Genomic DNA, 21,154 nt, shown 5'->3' on the forward strand with positions numbered 1-21,154 from the left:
TAAAAATAGGAAACATATGATGAAGAAAATGACTCAAGAAGAAGCGAAGCGCATCTGTGACCGTGTGATTGGATTTTCAAAAGCCGATGAATGCCGCGTTGTGATTCAAGGTAGCCGCGCTGGTAATATTCGTTATGCACAAAATAGTGTCTCCACTGCCGGTTTGAATCAAGATACTCAGTTGTCGGTTAGCGTCGCTTTTGGCAAACGCCAAGGTACTGCGACGATCAATGAATTTGATGATAAATCTTTGGAAAAAGCCGTACGTCGTGCCGAAGATATCGCCCGTTTGGCACCGGAAAATCCAGAATTTATGCCAGCGGCAAGCAAGCAAGAATTTAAAGCGACTCCGACTTATTTTGAAAAAACTGCCGCGATTGATCCTGAATACCGTGCAGAAGTAGCGGCACAAAGCATTAGCTTGGCAAAGAAAAATAAACTCGTTTCTGCGGGCTTTTTCCTCGATACCTTGGGCTTTGAAGTGATTGCGAATTCAAATGGTGTTTTTGGCTTTCAAGAATCGACGAATTTGAGTTTTAGTTGTACCGCCCGTACCGAAGATGGTCGCGGTTCTGGCTGGGTGACACGTAGCGCGAATGACGTGAGTAAATTTGATCCGCGCGAAGCGTCTGAAATTGCGATTGAAAAAGCGATGCGTTCCGTCGATGCCAAAGCCTTAGAACCGGGCCGTTATACGGTGGTGCTGGAACCTGCAGCTTCTTCCGATATTTTGAATTTTATGTTCAATGCATTTGACGCACGTCAGGCCGATGAGGGGCGCAGTTTCTTATCCAAAAAAGGTGGTGGTAATCGTCTTGGCGAGAAAATGTTTGATGAACAGGTGAATATCTGGACCGATCCTTGGAATGCTGATGCGCCTGTGAGTCCATGGGATAGCGGATCGATGTTGGCGCGTGAGCCTATGTCTATGGTCAAGAATGGCAAGATCGAGTCTTTGCAGTATTCAAATTTCTGGGCGAAGAAGCAAGGTGTCGCGCCGCGCGGTCGTGCAGGCAATACGATTATGTCCGGTGGTACCAAATCGACGGAAGAACTGATTGCCTCGACCAAGAAAGGTATTTTGGTGACGCGTACTTGGTATATCCGTTCCGTTGATCCACAATCTTTGTTGGTAACAGGCTTGACCCGCGATGGTACTTTCTATATCGAGAACGGCAAGGTCAAACATCCCGTCAAAAATTTCCGCTTCAATGAAAGCCCCGTCACGATGTTGAACAATATTGATGATTTGGGCAAGACACAAGTGTTTGGCGATGGTCGCAAATCGGTGGTGCCAGCGATGAAGTTGCGTGACTTTAACTTTACTTCTTTGTCGGACGCGGTGTAATTGCTGGCTGATCTCAATATTCTTGTTGCGTATTGAATCAGTGCAAATTGGAAACGGTGAAAAAGCATTCGCCGTTTCCACATTCGTTTGTTTGAAACGCTCGTTCCTGCCTTATTAAGACAGCATGTCCAATTTCGATTTTTACTTCACCCGTGTAATGTATGACTCTGGCGACTGGGATGTAGATATCCGTATGCCGAGTAACATTTTAAATTCACTCGTTGAGTATACGACCTTGCGGGTGGATACCGTAGAGCGCGTGACGGCACTGTCTGATCCTAAAATTCTAGAGGCGCCATTTTGTTACATGGCGGGACATAAGCTAGTGCAATTGAGTGCGACCGAACGTAAGCACTTGGAGCGCTACATTAAAGGCGGTGGCTTTCTTTTTGTAGACGATTGCAATCACGATATCGATGGTTTGTTCGCAAAGTCTTTTGAAGCTGAAATCGCGCAAATTTTCGGTATCAAAGCCTTAAAGAAAATTCCCAATAACCATCCTTTGTATTCCTGCTTTTTCCGTTTTGATGGCCCGCCCAATACCAGCGTTGAACTCAATGGTTGGGGCGATGATCTCGTGCATGATTATTTAAAAGCGGTTGAGATCAATGGTCGTATTCGCCTTTTATATAGCAACAAAGATTACGGTTGCGAATGGGATTATGATTTTCGGAATAAGCGGTTTTTAGCGGTCGATAACACCCGCTTTGCCGTCAATATTATTCAGTATGCTTTAGGAGCGTAGTATGCAGTCGAGTATGCCAATTAGTTGGAGTGAGGCCGAAGTCGCCGATTTGAGTGCGAAGGTGCATGCCCTGACCGCCAGTATGTCGCAAGTGATTATTGGGCAAAAAGAGGTGATTGAATCTTTAGTGATTTGCTTGTTGGCGGGTGGTCATGCCTTAGTTGAAGGGGTGCCCGGTTTAGGTAAAACACTGTTAGTGAAATCCTTAGCGCAAGCTACAGATCTCGAGTTTCGTCGCGTGCAATTTACGCCCGATTTAATGCCGTCGGATATCGTTGGTACGGAGATTTTGGAAGAAGATACCAGCACGCGCCAACGTGTTTTTCGCTTTCAAAAAGGTCCTGTATTCACGCAAGTTTTACTGGCTGATGAGATTAATCGCGCGCCACCAAAAACCCAATCCGCATTGCTTGAAGCGATGCAAGAGCGCAGTGTGACCTTTGCTGGGCAAACGCATCGTTTGCCCAAACCTTTCTTTGTGTTAGCGACACAAAATCCGATTGAGCAGGCGGGCACTTATCCTTTACCAGAGGCGCAATTAGATCGTTTCTTATTGCGTATCGATGTTGGCTACCCAAGTGAAGACGAAGAAATGTTGATGGTTGAACGCACCACGCACGCTGGCATCGCTGACGCGGTGAGTGCGATGGATGTGGCGAGTCTGTTGCGATTACAAAGTTTGGTGCGCGATATTGAAGTGGGTGAACATTTAGTGCGCTATGCGACGCGTCTGATCCGCGCTACCCGACCACAACTGACGACGGTCGACAGCGTGCGCAAACATGTCGGTTGGGGTGCTGGACCTCGTGCAGGTCAGGCGCTGGTGCTAGCATCTAAAGCACGCGCCTTAATGCATGGACGATTGGCTGTGACGCGTGATGATATGGCAGCGATGTTGTTGCCTGTATTGGCACATCGTGTGTTGCGTAACTTTGAAGCAGAAGCCGACGGTGTCGCGATTGCGGATATTTTGCTTGCGCTACGCGAGCAGATACGCGTCGAATAGTGTCATCACGTTTGCCATAATATTTGAAATTCGCATGACCGCTTATGCTTGATAGCGCTTCTTTGTTGGCCCATAGCCAGGATTTGGATTTGATTGTTCGCCATGTACTGGCGGGGCTTGGTCACGGCTTGCACGCAGGTCGTGAGCGCGGTGCAGGTGTCGAGTTTTCAGAATATCGTGCTTATGCGCCAGGCGATGAATGGCGTCGAGTCGATTGGAAATTATTAGCGCGCAATGATCGTTACTATGTACGCGAAGCAGAACGCGATAGCCATGTCGCGATCTGGTTGTGGCTAGATGCCAGTGCGTCAATGGCTGAACCTAGTTATCAGATTCCGGGCATTACCAAATTGGATTTTGCCCGCGTGATTTTTGCTTGTCTTGCAGCGGTTGCGCAGCGTCAAGGCGATGCTTTTGGTTTATTGATTGCGCAACAAGGACGCTTGCAGATTACTCCGGCGGCGCGTGGCCCACGACAATTTCATCGTGTAATGGCACAGCTAAAGCAAACGGACCCTGCCGGCGTCTTGCCTGATGCCGCGCTGCTTAAAACGCAGCTGCACTTTGCGCGTGCGCCAAGTTTGATTTTTGCGATTAGTGATTTTCTGGAATGGCCATCTGCTTGTTCTGAAAGCTTGGTGCGTTTGCGTCATATGCAGCATGATGTGCGTGCCCTGTGTCTGCAAACAAAGGCAGAATGCGAAGCCAGCTTTCCTTCTGATACGGCGTATGTCGACCCCGAACACCATGCCAATCCTGTGAAATTCTCCGACAATGCGAAGGTGGAATTTTTGGCTGCCCATACTGCGCATTTTCAGCGGGTGGAACAGCAGTGCCGACAAGTGAACATTCCTTTTTTGCGTGCTTGTATCGAACAAGATGTCGGCAGGACCCTACGGGATTGGCTTAAGTTAGCAGGACGCGCATGATGAACTGGAATCTTGGCTTGAGTCCTGCATGGTGGTTGTTATTGCCACTGTTGATTTTACCAATTTGGTGGTTGCGCCAACGACGTGAAAGCGCGCAACGAAAAATTTTGGCGACGGCAAAATTCTTAGCCGCGGCAAATCCACAATTAGTTCGTGTGTGGCGTTGGCGTGAATGGTTATTGATGCTATTGCGTTGTTTGCTTTTGATAATCGTGCTCGCCTACCTCGCTAGCTTATTTGTCGCTTGGCGTGGTGATACGGTGTTGGTAGCCGACGGTGTGGATTCGGCATGGTTGCAGCAACAGCTCAAAGAAACCGGTATGCAGGATGCAAAGCAGCAGCGCTTTTGCGAGCGTCGTGATTGCGATATTCAAAGCACACAGATTCTGTATTGGCTTGAGCAGAAGCAAGCTTGGTGGAAAGCAGACGCTCGCATTTTGATCGCGGCCAAGACAGGTCAGCTGCCACTCAACGCCGAATTACCACAATTGCATCTATCAACTGAGGTGCGCATTCAAGCCGATGCACGCCAAGCGCCAACCCGCACGCACCATCTCATGTTGCGTAGTGATCGCCCTGAGCTCTGGCAAGCATTGTTTCGCGCGTTCACCGTGGCGGGTGATGGACGCGATGAATATGTATGGCAGCAACAATCCGATGCCAAGACTGACTTAATTATTTGGGATAGCAATGAAGTGCCGCCAGCCAATTGGCATGCACCTTACTGGTGGATGCGTCGGCCAGCAGGCGGAATCCCAACAAACCTTGTCGCGCAAGATAATCCTATCTTAGTTGGATTGAAACTGCGTCAATACCAACAAGGAAAAGTCCGTTATTGGCTGACCGATGAGACAGGTCGTTGGCCCTTTAATAGTTTACAAGAAACCAGGCAATGGTACAGCGCATGGCAACACAGTAAAGCGCCACAAATGGATTTTGCGTTCACCGGATTTACTTTGCCACGCGCCGAGTCTGCTGTGCCGGGGCAGCAAGAGAATACGCGTCGTTTTTTATTAATGTGTCTGTTAGTGGTGTTTGCGTTGGAGCGAATGGTAAGTCATGTCAAACGTCTCTGAACCACAAGATACCAGCGCCATGCTCGTGTCCATTTCTCAAGGACTGTGGCGGGCAGCTTGTCGCCACAACTTACTCGCGTGGCTAGCGGTATTGGCACCGTGGATCATTTTGCGGCAATTCTGGATACTCATTATCGGCCTTGGTTTGATCACCTTGCATGCATGGTGGCTGCGTACTCAGATAAAAAAGGCTTGGGTTTCTTGGGCTAATACGGCGTTTCCAGAACTTGAAGACAGCGTGCAACTATTGGTCGAAAAGTCGGCAGAAAAACTGGCGGAAAATCAAGCCAACAAAAGTGCCAAGAACTCATCGCTGCTTCACTTGCAGCAACAACGCCTACTTGGTCGCGTGACGCAAGTGCTGCATCCCGCAGCCTGTCGGCAATTGGTACAACAGCATTTAGCTTTTCCGCGTAGCTTGATCGCTGTGAGTTGGATCAGCGCCTTGCTGGTGTTTTTTCTGTCTATGCAAGCATCAACGAAACCGGGTGCTGTTGCGGATCAGCGCAATGCGGTAGATGCGCAATGGCGTATGTCCATGCACGTTGTACCTCCTGCTTATACTGGCTTGGCAAGTGTTAACTCTGCGCCTAAAGAGTTACAAGTTCCCGAAAATAGCCTGGTGAAATGGTGCATACAGGGTAATCAAAGCGGTGAGCCAAACCCAACCTTGACACTCAGCCATGGACAAGAGATTCCATTTACTGTGTCTGATGACCACAAGCAAATGCAGACGCAAGTGCAAACACAAACGCAGGCAACAACAAACACAAAGTTGAAAGAAACATCAACGCTGTGCGCAAGTTGGCAGGCGAGTGAAACGGTCTTTTGGAGTTGGAGTGGTGACGCAGGGAAAAGCCGCACGGTATTGAAAGTGACTTTGGACCAAGCACCACAAATCAAGATTGAGCAACCTAGTGAGTTATTGCAAATCTTGTCGCCCGATGCGCGGCAAGTCAAGATCGCTATGCGTATCGATGATGATTACAAAATTAATCAGGCCACGATGCATATGACTTTGGCGCGTGGCAGCGGCGAGAATATCCGTTTCAGCGATAAAGAGCTACCTATCCCTCAGGGCAAAAATCCGCAAACGCGGCAGTGGGATAAAACCTGGTCATTAAGTGAATTGGGGATGGAAGCGGGTGATGAGTTGTATTTCTTTGTGCGCGCCACCGATAACGCGGATAAGAATCCTCACATTAGTCGTTCAGCGACCTATACCTTACGTTTGCCTGCTCCTGAAGCCCAAGCGGAAGAAACTTCGGCCTTACCTATGTTGGCTAAACCAGAGTCATTGCGTAGTCAGCGTCAGATCATTATCGACACCGAACAATTGATCGCGGATATGAAGGCGAATCCAAAGATGAACCCGAATTTGATCCGCACGCGTAGTGAAGCGATAGCGGGCGATCAGGGAACTCTACGTCGTCGGTACGGCAAGTTTCTTGGCGAGGAATCGAGCTTATTTGGCGATGAGGATCACCAAGAAGGTCATAGTGCCGATGACGGACATGATCACGGTGATGCTGCTCCACAGAATTTAGCGGCGCAATATGGACATGCGCATGATCAAGAAGAAAATGCGACTTTGTTTGATGAAGCAACGAAGAAGATTTTACGCCGCGCCTTGGTCGCCATGTGGGACGCTGAAAAAGCTTTGCGTGCGATTAGTCCGGCAAGCGCTTTAGCGCCAGAGAACAAAGCCTTGGAAGCGATTAAGCAATTGCAGCAAGCTGATCGCATCTATTTGCATAAAGCTGCATTTACCCCGCCAGCGATTAAGGAAGAAAAGCGTTTGACTGGTGATGTATTGGACTTAAAAAATACACAGAAGAAACAAGATGCCGCGCAACAGATCGTCCCAGAAGATTTGCAGAATTTACTGCGCGCTTTACAATCCGAAACCGTGTTGCCCGCCTTATGGTCAAAAACAGCGCGATCATGGATTGCCTTACATCTCAGTAATGAAGAACAGCGCTTAGCAGCACAGGCAGCGATTTTAGATGTGGAAAATGGATGCTTAAAGTGCCGACCAGTGTTGGCGGCATGGCTACGTCAGGCAATTCCGCAGGCGGAGTTGATTCTGCAAGGGCGGACTGTGTTTCAGTCAAAACGTGAGAGCGAATTTGAACAAGCATGGAAGAAGTTGGTGCAACTGAAGCAAGAGGTGCAACGATGATGCAGAGTCTCACTTCTCATCTGGTGCTTGAAAATTGGCAGATCGTGTTATGTGTAGGCGTGATCTTGGTCGCAATTTTGTCCGCACTCGTCTATTGGCGGCAAAGTAAGCGCATCAATGCCGCGCTGATCGTTGCCGCTGGACTGTGCTTTTCTATGATGATCGTCGAGCCGAGTCTGCCGTTGATGGCGAACCCGATGCTGATTGATGGTAGGCAAAGTCAGCAACACATGGCGCAATTATTACAGCAGAGTCAAAGTGCAGATTCCTATCTAGTGCGAGGTGACGGCTTACGCTGGGCGCAGTGGCAAGATTTGCCGCGCTTACCTATCCGTATTGAATCTGTTGATGTGCCTAAACAAAGCTCGGCTAAAGCTGCCGAAGTGCTAGGACTTGAAATAGAACTCGATTTCCCCACGCAAATAAGGCAAGGCCGCATCTTTCATTTAAGTGTGCAACGTCAGCATGTCGATGGTGAGTGGCGTTTGCAACTACTTGCAGAGAATCAGCAAGTCTTAGCAGAAACGCGTGGGCGTGATAAACGACTCAGTTTGCAATGGTTACCACCGGCCGCAGAGCGTTTGGTGTTGCAAGCAAAAATTCTTGATCAGCAGGGGCGTGTGCTTGAACAGGGCCCGATTCCTTTAGAAGTCATCGCCGCGCAAAATTTATTGGTGCAAGGTCGATTTGCTGCGCCTTCATTCGATAGCAAGGTATTGAATGCCATGCTCAGCCAAAGTCAGGCAAAGTTAGATTGGCAAACCAAGTTGGGTAAAACTGTTACGCGCATCGAGACTGCACAAACAGAGACGGCAGAACAATCGAACTCAATCGCGAATGCGGATACATCAAACCCAGATTTATTCGTCCAAGATGCCGCTTATTTCGAACAACAAAGTTCGAGAGCGCGCGCGCAAGTGTTGCAACAAGTGGCTGCCGGTGGATCCTTATTGATACTGGGTGCGAATGCCAGCGATACGGCGCTATGGCGACGCGAGCTTGGCTTGCGTTTGCAAGCGACCGATACTGCGAAAGAAGTCGTGATTGATCCTTTGATGTCCTTGCAATCTACCGCATGGACACCGCAAGTTAAATCGGATGCTTACTGGGTTCAAGCAACAGCACAAACTTGGATGGCGCAGCGTGCTTGGGGGCAAGGGCAGATTGTTTGGCTTGGCGTCGCTGATTGGCATCGTTATCAAATCAGTGCGACGAATTCTTTACAAGCATGGTGGCAAAATATCTTAGACCAGGCGCAAGTAAAAAAACGCGCTGAGTGGGAAGTTCGCACCGAACCTAAGATGCCGATCGTAGGGCAACACTTACGCTTTTGTGGACAAGGTTTGCAACAAGCGACGCTCGTATTTCCATTATTGAATAAGCGAATGCCATTGCAGGCAGTACGTGATCAAGCGGATGCGCGTTGTGCTGCATTTTGGCCAGAAAAATCTGCATGGTTAGATTGGCAGGCTGTCGTCACACACCCTGAATCAGCGAACAGCAAGGACGCAACCGTAACACCAGCGGGTGCGATTTATGTGTATCAGCCACAAGATTGGCCAGCATGGCAAAGAGCGCAAGCGCGCGCGGACACTAAGGCGATGCAGGCGCTCGCACCGATTCAGACGCCAAATGCTAAACCTCTACATCAGCCCCTAGCAACTTGGCCGTGGGCATTGGGTTTGATCCTTGCATTGTTACTGCTGTGGTGGCGCGAACAGAAAAATTATTAAGCAGAGGTCTCAAGCACTGGCGAGCAAGGAAGTGCCGCCGAAGTTCGACTAAGAAGATCTCATCATAAAAAAAGCGAGATGACTGCATATCGCTCGTCATCTCGCTTCTTACTCGTTAAAGCGCTTGGCCTTTATAAATCTCTTTTATTTCTGTTGTGCTTTGACGATCTTCCCGCCTTTAATCACTACCGCGACATTTTCCAAGACGCGCACATCTTTGCTGGGATCACCAGCAACTGCCACCATATCAGCAAAGCGTCCAGCTTCGATAATGCCCACATCTTTGCTCGCGAGTGCTTCTGCTGCATTGATTGTTGCGGCTTGAATTGCTTGTACTGGCGTCATGCCATACTTCACCATCGTCGCAAATTGTTTGGCGTTTTCACCATGTGGATAAATGCCGGCATCAGTGCCATAAACCATTTTGACACCTGCCGCATGAGCACGACGGAAGCCTTCACGTTGCACGTCGGCGACTTCACGGTCTTTGCGCAGATTGTCTTCCATCACGCCATTTTTCTTACCTTCAGATTGGGTGTAATCCGTATTGTAGATATCCATCGACAGATAAGTGCCATGCTTTTTAGCTAAAGCAATACCTTCATCATCAATCAAACTGGCGTGTTCTATCGTATCAATACCAGCGCGAATCGCATCTTTAATACCAGAAGTGCCATGTGCGTGTGCGGCGACACGTATGCCCCATTGATGCGCTTCTTCCGCAATCGCCGTCATTTCTTTCAAACTCATTTGCTGTTGACCTGGCTCGGTGTTATGTGAAAACACACCACCAGTTGCGCAGATTTTGATGACTTGCGCACCGTGTTTGCGAATTTCGCGTACGCGTTTGCGTCCTTCTTCAGGACTATCCGCATTAAACGGACTTTGTTGGTTCATTGATGGTGGGAAGAAAGTCGAATCGCAGTGACCACCGGTCGCACCAAAAGAGTAAGCCGCCGCGACAATACGTGGGCCTGGCACTTTTCCTTCATCAATCGCTTGGCGTAAGCCGATATCATTCCATGCATCGGAACCTAGTGTGCGCACCGTGGTAAAGCCAGCTTCTAGAGTACGGCTTGCATGCGGTACATTGAGCATAGACCAGAAACGATCATTGTATTGCAGGCTACTGTAACCACCATAAGTCGGATCGGTATCCAAATGGACATGCATATCGATTAAGCCGGGTACCAAGGTCATGCCAGCTAAATCGATTTTTTGCAATTTGCTGTCGGTGCTGGCGCTACCATTTTGTTTAACGCTAATGATGCGACCATCGCGCACCAAAATTTGTGGATTAGCGATCATTTTGCCAGTACGCACGTCGAGCATTTGGCGCGCAGTGATCAAGGTGTCGGCAGTGTCTGCGGCGAGTGCCGGTGCGCTCATACAAAATGCAGCGGAAATGAGGGCGGAACAAATAGTTTTTTTCATTCGATACTCCGGGTTTGATGTGATTGCCTGAGTATGTGATTGATGGTTTTTCAGGCAGCCGCTCAGTATCGGGCTTAGACTTGTGGTGGTCAAATTTGATTCGATGAAATGATGTTCATGACCAACATTCTTGATGAAAATCGCCGAACAATATTATTTGGTATTTGTAAAAAGCAAAAAGCAAAAAGCCCACCAAGGGCGGGCTCTTCATGCATTGCGATAATTCATTAACAACCAAGGCTATCTGCCAAGTGTTACTAAGGTTCCGGCACCCATGCTATCTGCGTGGTGTGCGTTCGGAATTATGCGGCTGCAGCTGTTTGATCACACAGGTGCAGTGCAAAGTACAAATTATTTGCAGCAAATGATTGCGTTTGACGAATCATCGTCAAATCACAAAGTACACAAATCAGCCTGTTATTTTGCGAAATTTTAGCTTTGCCTGATGTTTCATCTTGCACCAATCATGAATGAAGGTGACATCTTGAATTTCATCACGCCTGGCTAAACCATTTTCTACTACCCCATGCTATCTGCATAGTGGCCTTAGCCGGTTAGAACCAGTTTGTGCGGTCTGCGTGCCGGGTTTGTTGCCCGACTTACTTCGACCATTTGCGGTTTGAATGTGGGTGTGAATCTAAATCAAATTCACCCATGCTATCTGCGTGGTGTGAATCTTTTTTAGCTGGTGCGCACGAGGGTTTAACTCGGTGCTGACCTGCATTCGCTTTGATGCGTATGTATTACACATCAAATTTAATTAGATCTTGTAGCGATTACAAAATCTGAATGTTGCTGGCTTTGTCGCCCTTAGGACTAGCGCTGCGTTCGAAAGAAACGCGTTGATTTTCCGACAGGCTTTTGAAACCAGAAGATTGGATGTCTTGGAAGTGAGCGAATAAATCTGCGCCACCAGCGTCAGGTGTGATGAAGCCGAAGCCCTTAGCATCGTTGAACCATTTGACGATTCCAGTTTGAGTACTCATTTTATTTCCTTTAGATTAGTGGCAGCGCTCACTGCGCAAAACAAAGTTTGTGCGTGATTTGCGGCCGATAGGCAAGATTGCCTGTTAGGCACTTAAAACCAAGAGATGAAACCGAAGGAGATAAAACAGAACGACTAGAGAAGAACAGCCATGCGGAATTGGGACCAACAATATTACGACCTGATACAAGTACGGAACGGAATATACATGCTTTATCTAAAATCACCTAATCTTTTTTTTCTTATGAAAATATCAGCTGTTGTTGTGAGCAGGGATTGAGAAATGTGTTGCAGAAGAGTCTAAAGTACGCGCCCTTATTTTTTCAATATGATTTTATTGAGTGATAATGCCATCATGCAGCATCATTTATTTCCGCTTTGATGAAAGAAGGAAAATATGCAGGTGAAGCCAAACAGCAGCGCAGATAGCGCCACACAGCGTTTGATTTTCTTTAAACGATTACAGACGCTAACAAATAAGATTCATGCCAGTAGCACGGTCGATCAAATTGTTTCGGATTTGGTCGCTGATATTTGTGATTTATTTGATTGTGACCGTCTGACGATTTATGTGGTGGCTCCCGATGCTAGCAATTTGATTTCTAAGGTAAAGAAAGGACTCAATTCCTTTAAAGACATTCGTTTGCCGATCTCAGACCAAAGTATTGCTGGGTACGTCGCTTTGAATCGCGAAGTGCTTTGCATTAATGATGTGTACGATGAAGCCGAGTTGCGCGCTATTTCCGCTGATTTGCATTTTCAAAAAGCGATCGATCAGCGTACGGGTTACCGTACCAAAGAGATGCTCGTCGCCCCCATTATTGATGCGGTAAAAGGCGACTTATTGGGCGCCATACAGTTTATCAATAGTCGTCATGGCACGACATTTAATGCAATTGCGCAGGAGGGCGTGCGTGAGCTGTGTGAAACCTTGGCGATTGCTTTTGCGCAAAAGAGCAAGCCTTTAGTTATTCCGCCGTCAAAATTTAATGGCTTGGTGTCTGATGGAATTTTATCTTTGCCTGAGTTTGAATTAGCGATCAGCGCAGCAAGAAAAAAACAAGCGGATTTAGAAGACATCCTAATCGATGAGTTTCAGGTACCGGTCGTCAAAATGGGATTGTCGCTAGCGAAGTTTTTTGGTGTGCCTTACGAAGCCTGGCAAGATGGCCGCGTGGTTGATGTCGAACTGGTGAAGAAATTAAAACGCCAATATGTTGAAGAAAATAATTGGTTGCCGATTTCTGAAGATAAGAGTGGCATGACTATTCTGGCATTAGATCCAGAAAAAGTGAAAAGTACAAGGGTGGTTAACTTGATTTTTCCTAGCGCACGTTTGTCTTTCAAGGTCACGACCAGACGTGAATTTAAACTCACAGTTGACCAATTTTTTGGACAGACTGTGGATAGCGCCAGCGTTGGTGAACTGTTATCTGGCATGGAAGGTGAAGAGGATGACACCGCTGGTACGAATCTAGAGGTTTCCGCAGCGGTCGAAAACGAATTGGTTAAGTTACTCAATAAAGTGATTGTCGATGCCTATCAGCAAGGCGCTTCGGATATTCATATCGAACCGCGCCCGGGTAAAGAGAAGACCTTGATTCGTTTCCGAAAAGACGGTTCTTTATCGCCCTATATTGAAATCCCAGCCAGCTATCGCAATGCTTTGTTAGCGCGGATTAAGATCATGTGTGATCTGGATATTTCTGAAAAACGTAAGCCGCAAGACGGCAAAATCAAATTTAAAAAATACGGCCCTCTCGATATTGAATTGCGGGTAGCAACCATTCCATCCGCGGCAGGAATGGAAGACGTGGTCATGCGTATTTTGGCGGCTGGTGAACCGATACCCTTAGATAAACTAGGCGTGTTACCGCATAACCTACAACGTTTGAAAGACGTGGTGGAAAAACCTTATGGTATTTTCTTTGTGTGCGGGCCGACCGGCTCAGGTAAGACGACGACCTTGCATTCGGTTTTACATTATTTGAACCGACCAGAAACCAAAATTTGGACCGCCGAAGATCCCGTTGAGATTACGCAAAAAGGCTTACGACAAGTGCAGGTCAATCGCAAAGCTGGTATGGATTTCGCGACTGTGATGCGGGCATTTTTACGTGCCGATCCCGATATCATTATGGTTGGTGAGATGCGTGACAAAGAGACCGTATCGATTGGTTTAGAAGCATCGTTAACTGGGCATTTGGTTTTCGCAACTTTGCATACGAATAGCGCGCCGGAGTCGATTATTCGTTTGCTGGATATGGGTATGGACCCATTCAATTTCGCCGATGCTTTGCTCGGTATTTTGGCGCAGCGTTTGGCCAAGCGTTTATGTAATCAATGTAAAGTTGCTTATCATCCTACGCAGGATGAATTGCTCAGTTTGCTCAATGAGTATTGCGCGGAGTTGCTACCAACCTCTGCGTTCCAACAAGATGCCGAGGCAGCTAAACGTCAGGTGTTGAAAAAATGGGCGAAGGATTATGCCGATGCCAAAGGACAATTTACTTTATATCGCCCTCAAGGCTGCGATAAATGTGTGAATGGTTATAAGGGCAGGGTTGGTTTGCATGAGCTCATGGTTGGCAGTGACCCTGTAAAAAAATTGATACAGGAACATGCACGCGTCGCGCAATTATTTACCGCAGCGTTGGAAGACGGCATGCTGACCTTGAAAATGGATGGTATAGAAAAAGTCCTATCCGGCATCACCGACATGAAACAAGTCAGAGTGGTTTGTATCAAATAACTTAGATGACAAACTAGGTTTGTTCAATGTCTGTCGCTAGCTTGTCGTTTGTTGATGCAGTGTTGACGACCATAGTGATTGCCTCTGTATCGCGAACTAAAGGCGGTAATTTTTTATTGATTAGCGGTAGATTCTCGCGTTCGCTGCCATCGGCTTGTACTGCCTGTTGTGCAGAAAGCCAATCACCATTGTCTTTGCCTGAGGTCATCATGCGCTCCAGTTTTGCGTTTGCAATTCATATCAAAAATATTGCCGAAGACCAGCATAAACTGCTCTCCAACAATATTCAAAAAAACCTAGATACTTTTTGTCTTAGCGCAAATCGGAATTAAATCGGAAATTAGTGTTGATACAGCGGCAGATGCGCACCGCAATGTTGACAAAAGTTCGCGTCGGCTTGATGTCCTTCGCTCAGACATTCTTGGCAAGTACGAGTGGTTGGTGTGTTCGCAGATTGGCGACGTTGTGCGGTCATTTCCGCGGTGACGATGCCAGTTGGCACTGCCAATACGCCCCAGCCCATTAACATCATGGTGGATGCGATGAAGCGACCCAGATCGGTTTTTGGCGTGATATCACCAAAGCCAACCGTAGTCATGGTTGTAATTGCCCAATAAATGCTGGCGGGGATACTAGTGTAACCATGCTCTGGTCCTTCGACCGCATACATGACCGTACCCATGATTACGACAACCATCAAGACGACTGACAAAAACACCAAAATTTTACGTGCGCTAGCGCGTAATGCGAAACCAAGTGTCGTGAATTCTGCCAAGTAGGCAGTGAGTTTGAAAATCCGGAATATGCGTAATAAGCGCAATACGCGAATATCCACCAGTACATACACTTCTGGAAAAAACAAAGCCAGATAACTAGGTAGCGTGGCGAGTAAATCAACAATACCAAAGAAACTCAAGGCATATCGTAATGGATGTCTGACGCAGATTAACCTGGCAATATATTCCATTGTAAATAAAGCGGTGAAGCCAATTTCGACCCAGCTAAACAGTGCGGCATGTTGTGCATTAATTGAAGCGACGCTACCCAACATCACAAATAAGATGCTCAATAAAATCGCGACGATCAGTGCAATATCAAAATTACGTCCGGCTCTTGTATCCGCCTCAAAAATGATGGTGTATAAACGTAAACGCCAGCCTTCTAAGGGGCGCCCTAAGGCGGCGTCGGCGCTAATGCGTTTTTCCATCGTGTTCTCTTTAGTGGGTCTAGGTTAATTGGGATGGTGATGAAAGTTATGCGCCAAAAAACTCAGCGTGTACCGCTTGCAATGCGAGTTTCGTATCATCCTGATGTACCAACATATACGCTGCGACTTCGCTCGCACCGGCAGCGGCTAGGCAAACGCGAACCCCGCTAGCAATTGCTGCGGAAAGCGCACGACTGGCAATTGCACTGCCGACATCAGAGGCTTCTAGCACGCCATCACCCACCACCGCGACAATCGCCACTTCAGCGTTGCGGGATACCTCCACTACGCCTGCCAAATGGTGCTCTGCCAATGCCGCATAAGCTGCATCTAAGTGATCACGTGCGAGCAAAATATTAATCGCCGTCTGTGCGGTTAACACACTCTTGATATTGATTCCCAAACTATCGAGTTGATTCGTGACACGCGCCAAAATTCCCGATTTAAAGCCAACTCCGGGACCATGTAATTTTAAGATGGCGACATCTTCGGTTGAGGTCACGCTCTTTACCACATCCTTGGTTACTTTCCGTTGTCCGTTAATCATGGTGTAAGGCTGCAAGCCGCGCTCTGGTTTAGTGATGTTCAAGATGCGAATAGGAATGTCTTGGTCAAATAATGGTTCGACGGTTCGTGGGTGCAAAATTTTCGCGCCGAAATACGATAACTCCGCAGCTTCCAGATAATTTAATTGTGCGATGGAACGTGGTGTACTGACAGTGCCAGGATCCGCGCTTAAAAAACCGTCCACGTCTTTCCATACATCAAGCGATTCTGCGCCGATACAGCAGGCAATTGATGCTGCAGAATAGTCGGAACCTCCACGGCCGAACAAAGTGGCTTTGCCATCACGGTCAATGCCATAAAAACCCGGCACCACGATCACACCGTCACCAGCGAGGGCTTGTGATACCGATGCGGTACTTGCGGCAAAATCACAGGCAGAGTTGCCGAACACGCCGTCAGTAATTAGTCCGATGTCTTCTGGTAAGGCCTCGCGTGCTTGGATGCCGCGGCTGAGTAGCACTTCTGTTAGCAATAAGCTGGACAGACGTTCGCCATAGCTGAGTATCGCGTCATAGACAAAGGTTGGTACGTCGCCAATACAATGGATACCAGTCAGGTAACGATCTAACTGATCGATCCGCACTGCCAAGGCTTTTTCTATGCGATCGCGTTGCGCTTGGTCGGCGACATTCGCGTCAATCAGCTCACGTTTTAAACGTCGGAGATGTTGCGTGTAATTCTGGCTTTCTGCTAACGCGGCTTTGGTTCCTGCACCTTCTTTGGCCGCTTGTACACAGGTAATTAAGGCATTCGTGATGCCATAAAATGCGGATACCACCAAAATCAAAGGGCGTTGATAGGTTTGTACGACGTTGACGATGCGATCAATGTCTTGTGGTTTGCGTAAGTTAGAGCCGCCAAATTTAACAACGATTTTTTTCATTCTGTTTCCGGTTTGTGTGGAGGTGCCAAGAATATTTTTATTTTAGGGCAGATGGATTTGAGCATGCTTTGTCTTCATTCTTTGTGAATTTTGCTATGAAGTGCAGTCTGTCCGCAAAATGAAGAGCGCGGCTAGGTTACTGCACTGCGATCTACTGGTCAATCCATGGACTTAACTTTTTAACAGGATTGAGCTTTGCAATTGGACTGGAAATCTTAGTCTGTTCTGCGGATTTGCATCGCGCAGAATGGACTACATTAAGCGCAGTCAGCGATCCATCGTGAAGTCTGTGCAAAATGAATAAATCTCAAGAAGCAAATTCGTGGCAAAACTTGTCGGCACAGGCCAGCTTGGGCACGCTGTCTTCCTATGGATCGGGAAAATTATCCGCAGGCCTGACGACGGTTCAACCGTATCTGCGATTTAGTGGCTATGATCCGAGGGCAGCGGGCGGCCGGCAAACGCTTAAATTAGAGTTGCCTGAAGATTTTGAACCTGGTTTGCAGCAGATTAGTTTAACTTGCCGTTCCGAGCTAATCGCACAGTCTGGTAGCGTCCATCAACTGTTACGCAGCCCGGCTGGAATATGGCCACCAATCTTGTTGAGCTTCTCTACTAAAACGCGTGAGCATGGTCAATATCCATTAGAAATTCATCTGACTTATCACGATGCAGCAGGTGAGCCGCATTTATGGGTTTGTACCAGTACGATTTTGCTACCGCGAGCGAATGCAAGTCTGAGTGAAATTCATCAGGTATTTTTAGCGGCACAAAAACAATATCGGGTCCATGCGGAAGATGGTGCGATTGCTAAGTTGAGTGGTTTTCAGCCAGCAGGTATAGGCATGCATGCGAATTTGGATGTGGATATTTATGCCAAAGATGCGGCAATCGCCCAACTTGATTTCAATGCCTTAGATAGCGCTGGTGGTGATCAAGGGAAATATGCAATAGGTTTAAGTAGTATCGCCTGGCGCGAAGTATTAATTGAGCTTGCGGTGCCAGCCTCATCACTCAACCTACCCGTAACGCCAGCAAGGCAAGATTTGATGAAACCTGATTCGACAAATTCAGCGACGAAATCAATAACGAATTTAGTAACGAACTCAACAACGAACTCAGTAAGAAATTCAACCACCTATCGCGCCAGCTTAGTTGCTAAAAATCGCGCCAATGCAGTACCATTCCATTTGTTAGCGCTCGATGAATGGTGTTTGGGGCGGCAAGACGGTAGTCGACAAAACGCCGATATTCAATTGCAGCACTTGACCGAATCTGGTCAAAAGCAAGTGTTGACCAAGCGCATCAGTAGTCGTCATGCGATTATCCGCAGGCAAGATGCGCGTGTTGAAATCACCGATGTTTCGCGTTACGGTCTTTTGGTCGACGGGGTCATTTTGGAAAAATACCACCCTATGCCCTTGTTTGTTGGCATGCGGCTGGAATTATCCGCAAGCTTTAAAGGCTTAGTTGAATTGCGCGTTGCTGCTATTTTTCCACATGCCGTCATCTTGCAAAGAATCGTGGGTGGAAATGTAGTCGCGCTGTTTTACCTGCTGAACCCCGAGCAGCGACCTGAAGTTGGTACATCAGATTCAATGCCGACTTTAATGCCGACTCTAATGCCGAATAAGATGGCCACCAATGAGAATCTGCTGTTCTTTCATCAGCATGGGCAATTTTGGTATCACGATCCGCATAGTTTGCAAGATAGTGTGCTTGATCCATCCATCGAACTCGCAGGGCTGCATCCTAGCCTGCAGGCATACCGGTACACCTGCGACACTTGAATTGCTTGATTTTTCGTCAAATTTCATTCTATCCATAATCCCGATTTGACGGGTTTTTCGGCCTCTATTCGCGCCTCTTGATTCGCGGGCGAATGCTATTCTTTTCCTCACTGCATCTTTCTACGCAGTTTTCAATTGATTGTTCGTTGCCGACGCGATCCGTCGGAAGGGGTTTTGCATGCGCTCATTATTTCATTCCTTCAAGCTTCAATGCGCTCGTTGTGCTGCTTATTGCAGTTCTGGCAGCTCCGCAAATCCCAAAGATGCTAGTTATTGTTCGCAGTGCGGTTTGCTGGTTGGTAGTCCGCCACATGAAGCGATTTTTAAACAAGCGTATTGGTTGCCTGCTGATGATGAGATGGCAGTATTTTTTGCGGTGGAGTCCTTGGCAAAGCTGGCGAAAGATGGCGTGCAAATTCCTGCCCGTGCGCGCGCTTATGTCTTGCAAAATGACCGCAGTGTTGAGCTATTTTCAGGTAGTTACGATGCGCAAAGCTTGCGCGCACGTACTAATGCATTGAATCCTGATCAGGCAGTGGATTTGTTGATCACGCGTTCCCACCCTTTAGCCTTGAACTTTGTATTCGATGACTTGCATTCCAGTGAGTTTTTGCCAATAACGGCCAGTGTTTTATTGCGCGTTAAGATTGACCAGATTGCGCAATTCGCACATCAGTTTATGCTGACACCAGGAACACTGAATACTGTGCAGTTGCAGGCATTATTGGCACCTATGGTAAGACAAGCCTTGCTAAGCGTGGTGAGAGCCAAGTCTTTACGAACGATGCAAGATGATGTTGATTTTTATGCGCAACTAGATGAGCAATTGCTATCGACTTTGAACCAAAGGTTTTCTAATTATGGCTTAGCGTTGACACAGCTGATTACGCAGCAACTGCAACACGTAAAACTGTCGAATGAGAGAGAGGCGTTGAGCGAAAATGCTGAACTGCAGGCTTTGCAACTGGATGCCAATCGTGCCCAATTACAGCACACAAAACAAGCTGATGATTTATACCGTGAACGTGAATGGCAAAGAGTCAGCAAGCAAGAAGAGCAAGTACGTTTGCGATATCGTCATGAAGAAATGCGCGCGCAATTTGCGAAAGATCTGGGTTGGTTATATTTGCAAGGTGACTACGATAAAGCGAAAAAGCGTTTAAGTCGCGCTAAGTTGCAGCAAGATGAAGCAGAACGTTTGCAGACCATACGTTTGCGCGAATTGGATTTATACGCGCAGGTGACTGAGGCAAGTAGCCGTCAGCAAGCGATTGATGCAGGCGCGGGTGAAACGGTACGCGCCTTGGAACATGATTTAAAAGAAAAAAATGAGATCCGCCAAAATGAGGCAGATCAATGGTTGCACGTGCGTACTTTAGCGCGTATCAAGATGCGTTCAGAATCTGAATTAACGCAATTGCACAGTAAACAAGCAGCGCAATTATTGCAATTACAAAGCGCACAGCAGCTGCAAAAAATTCAGCTTGAACATGAGATCGCACAAAATCAGTTAATCGCCGATAAGGCACAGCAAGCATCGCAGCTTGAATTACAAAGGCAACAGCAGCAAAGCTTGCAACAAGCGGAACAAGAGTTAGAAGACGAACGTCAAAAACATCGTTTGATGAGTATCAGTTTAGAAACCGAATTGCGCGCACGCGAGTTTCAACGCATGCAAGCATGGGAGCAAGAACTGCATAAAACCCGCGTCGATGATTTGCAAAGAGAGCAGCAAATTAAGGAGATGGATGCGGCTTTCAAACTGGCGCAAGTGCAAGAGCAAATCACCTCGATTCAACAGCGAGAAGAGCAGGCTCGCATCACGACACAGCAAGGGAAATTACAACGCACGATAGAGCTACATGCACGTTTCCAAGAACAAGAACAGCAGCGTCAAGAGCAAGCCGCGCTGGCGGTGTTTGCGATCGAAGAAAGTCGGATGAAGTTACAGCTGCAGGCAGAGCAGCAAGCATGGGATCGTCAACAACAGAGCCTGGAAAAACAACAGCAACATCAGATCGCGATGGAAAAAACACAGGTCGAGCGCTTGCAGGCGATTGCGAATTTTAGTGAAACTGGCAAGATCGCCACCGCTGATGTTGCCAATGCAAACGCCTTAGCCGAAGTGATGAAGCTGCAAACACAGGCAGGCATGAGTGCTGAGCAGATATTAGCGGCGCAAGCCGGCCAATCAAGTCATGCAGCGCAAGCGATGAGTGCGATGGCACAAATTCAGCACGGCATGAGTTTAGAGCAGTCAATGAAGATGCTACAAGAGCGTTTGCGCGAAGAGCGTGAGCAACGTGAGGCAGATCAGCAAAGACGGCACGAAATTGATTTGAGCATCGTTCAGAATTTGATGCCACTACAACGTCCTCATGCGTCATCCGTCGGCAGAAAATGAGCTTCGGAGCCTCGCTTGTGGAAGTCAATGACAGAAAAGTGTCATTCATAAAGTAGCAAACTAAACGCACAATAAAGTGCACAAATGAAGCACAAAACGAAGCACCAAATCTA

The 21,154-nt window shown here is 47.5% G+C and carries 15 protein-coding genes; 10 read left to right on the forward strand and 5 right to left on the reverse strand.

What is annotated here, in order from left to right:
• Nucleotides 1–19: 19 nt before the first annotated feature.
• From H8K33_RS13810 to H8K33_RS13840, 7 genes are all read left to right on the forward strand, one after another.
• Entirely contained in the window at nt 20–1,348 is a 1,329-nt protein-coding gene (locus H8K33_RS13810; RefSeq protein ID WP_186891616.1) for a TldD/PmbA family protein, read from the forward strand.
• A 124-nt stretch (nt 1,349–1,472) separates the two neighbouring features.
• A complete protein-coding gene (locus H8K33_RS13815) occupies nt 1,473–2,093 on the forward strand; it encodes a DUF4159 domain-containing protein (protein WP_186891617.1) in 621 nt (206 codons plus the stop codon).
• Between the two features lies 1 nt (nt 2,094).
• Nucleotides 2,095–3,099, forward strand: coding sequence for an AAA family ATPase (locus tag H8K33_RS13820; RefSeq protein ID WP_186891618.1), 1,005 nt, complete (start codon nt 2,095–2,097; stop codon nt 3,097–3,099).
• 44 nt (nt 3,100–3,143) lie between these two features.
• Nucleotides 3,144–4,028 (forward strand): DUF58 domain-containing protein, encoded by an 885-nt coding sequence (locus tag H8K33_RS13825; protein WP_186891619.1) that lies wholly within the window; start codon nt 3,144–3,146, stop codon nt 4,026–4,028.
• A complete protein-coding gene (locus tag H8K33_RS13830) occupies nt 4,025–5,104 on the forward strand; it encodes a BatA domain-containing protein (RefSeq protein WP_186891620.1) in 1,080 nt (359 codons plus the stop codon). The genes H8K33_RS13825 and H8K33_RS13830 overlap by 4 nt, the downstream gene beginning before the upstream one ends.
• Nucleotides 5,088–7,286, forward strand: coding sequence for a hypothetical protein (locus tag H8K33_RS13835; RefSeq protein WP_186891621.1), 2,199 nt, complete (start codon nt 5,088–5,090; stop codon nt 7,284–7,286). Before H8K33_RS13830 ends, H8K33_RS13835 begins: the two co-directional genes overlap by 17 nt.
• Entirely contained in the window at nt 7,244–9,019 is a 1,776-nt protein-coding gene (locus H8K33_RS13840) for a hypothetical protein (protein ID WP_222613422.1), read from the forward strand. The genes H8K33_RS13835 and H8K33_RS13840 overlap by 43 nt, the downstream gene beginning before the upstream one ends.
• Before the next feature lie 144 nt (nt 9,020–9,163).
• On the opposite strand, the gene H8K33_RS13845 is transcribed toward H8K33_RS13840, so the two are convergent.
• Together H8K33_RS13845 and H8K33_RS13850 are read right to left on the reverse strand one after the other, a co-directional pair.
• On the reverse strand, nt 9,164–10,453 hold the full coding sequence (locus H8K33_RS13845) for a Xaa-Pro dipeptidase (RefSeq protein ID WP_186891623.1): 1,290 nt from the start codon (nt 10,451–10,453) through the stop codon (nt 9,164–9,166).
• 776 nt (nt 10,454–11,229) lie between these two features.
• Nucleotides 11,230–11,439, reverse strand: coding sequence for a cold-shock protein (locus H8K33_RS13850; protein ID WP_186891624.1), 210 nt, complete (start codon nt 11,437–11,439; stop codon nt 11,230–11,232).
• 396 nt (nt 11,440–11,835) lie between these two features.
• On the opposite strand from H8K33_RS13850, the gene H8K33_RS13855 reads away from it, so the two are divergent.
• A complete protein-coding gene (locus H8K33_RS13855; RefSeq protein ID WP_186891625.1) occupies nt 11,836–14,190 on the forward strand; it encodes a GspE/PulE family protein in 2,355 nt (784 codons plus the stop codon).
• A gap of 13 nt (nt 14,191–14,203) precedes the next feature.
• Here H8K33_RS13855 and H8K33_RS13860 read toward each other — a convergent pair whose 3' ends face one another.
• The 3 genes from H8K33_RS13860 to H8K33_RS13870 form a co-directional block, all read right to left on the reverse strand.
• Complete coding sequence (locus H8K33_RS13860; RefSeq protein ID WP_222613432.1) at nt 14,204–14,401, reverse strand: hypothetical protein; 198 nt, start codon at nt 14,399–14,401, stop codon at nt 14,204–14,206.
• Between the two features lie 129 nt (nt 14,402–14,530).
• A complete protein-coding gene (locus tag H8K33_RS13865; protein ID WP_186891626.1) occupies nt 14,531–15,397 on the reverse strand; it encodes an ion transporter in 867 nt (288 codons plus the stop codon).
• A 46-nt stretch (nt 15,398–15,443) separates the two neighbouring features.
• Complete coding sequence (locus H8K33_RS13870) at nt 15,444–16,847, reverse strand: aspartate kinase (protein ID WP_186891627.1); 1,404 nt, start codon at nt 16,845–16,847, stop codon at nt 15,444–15,446.
• Between the two features lie 296 nt (nt 16,848–17,143).
• Between H8K33_RS13870 and H8K33_RS13875 the strand changes: the two genes are divergently transcribed.
• Nucleotides 17,144–18,637 (forward strand): FHA domain-containing protein, encoded by a 1,494-nt coding sequence (locus H8K33_RS13875; RefSeq protein WP_186891628.1) that lies wholly within the window; start codon nt 17,144–17,146, stop codon nt 18,635–18,637.
• 178 nt (nt 18,638–18,815) lie between these two features.
• Nucleotides 18,816–21,041, forward strand: coding sequence for a hypothetical protein (locus tag H8K33_RS13880; protein ID WP_186891629.1), 2,226 nt, complete (start codon nt 18,816–18,818; stop codon nt 21,039–21,041).
• Nucleotides 21,042–21,154: the final 113 nt, after the last annotated feature.

Origin of the sequence: Affinundibacterium amnicola (assembly GCF_014284275.1) — a bacterium.
GTDB classification, from domain to species: Bacteria; Pseudomonadota; Gammaproteobacteria; order Burkholderiales; family Burkholderiaceae_D; genus Undibacterium; species Undibacterium amnicola.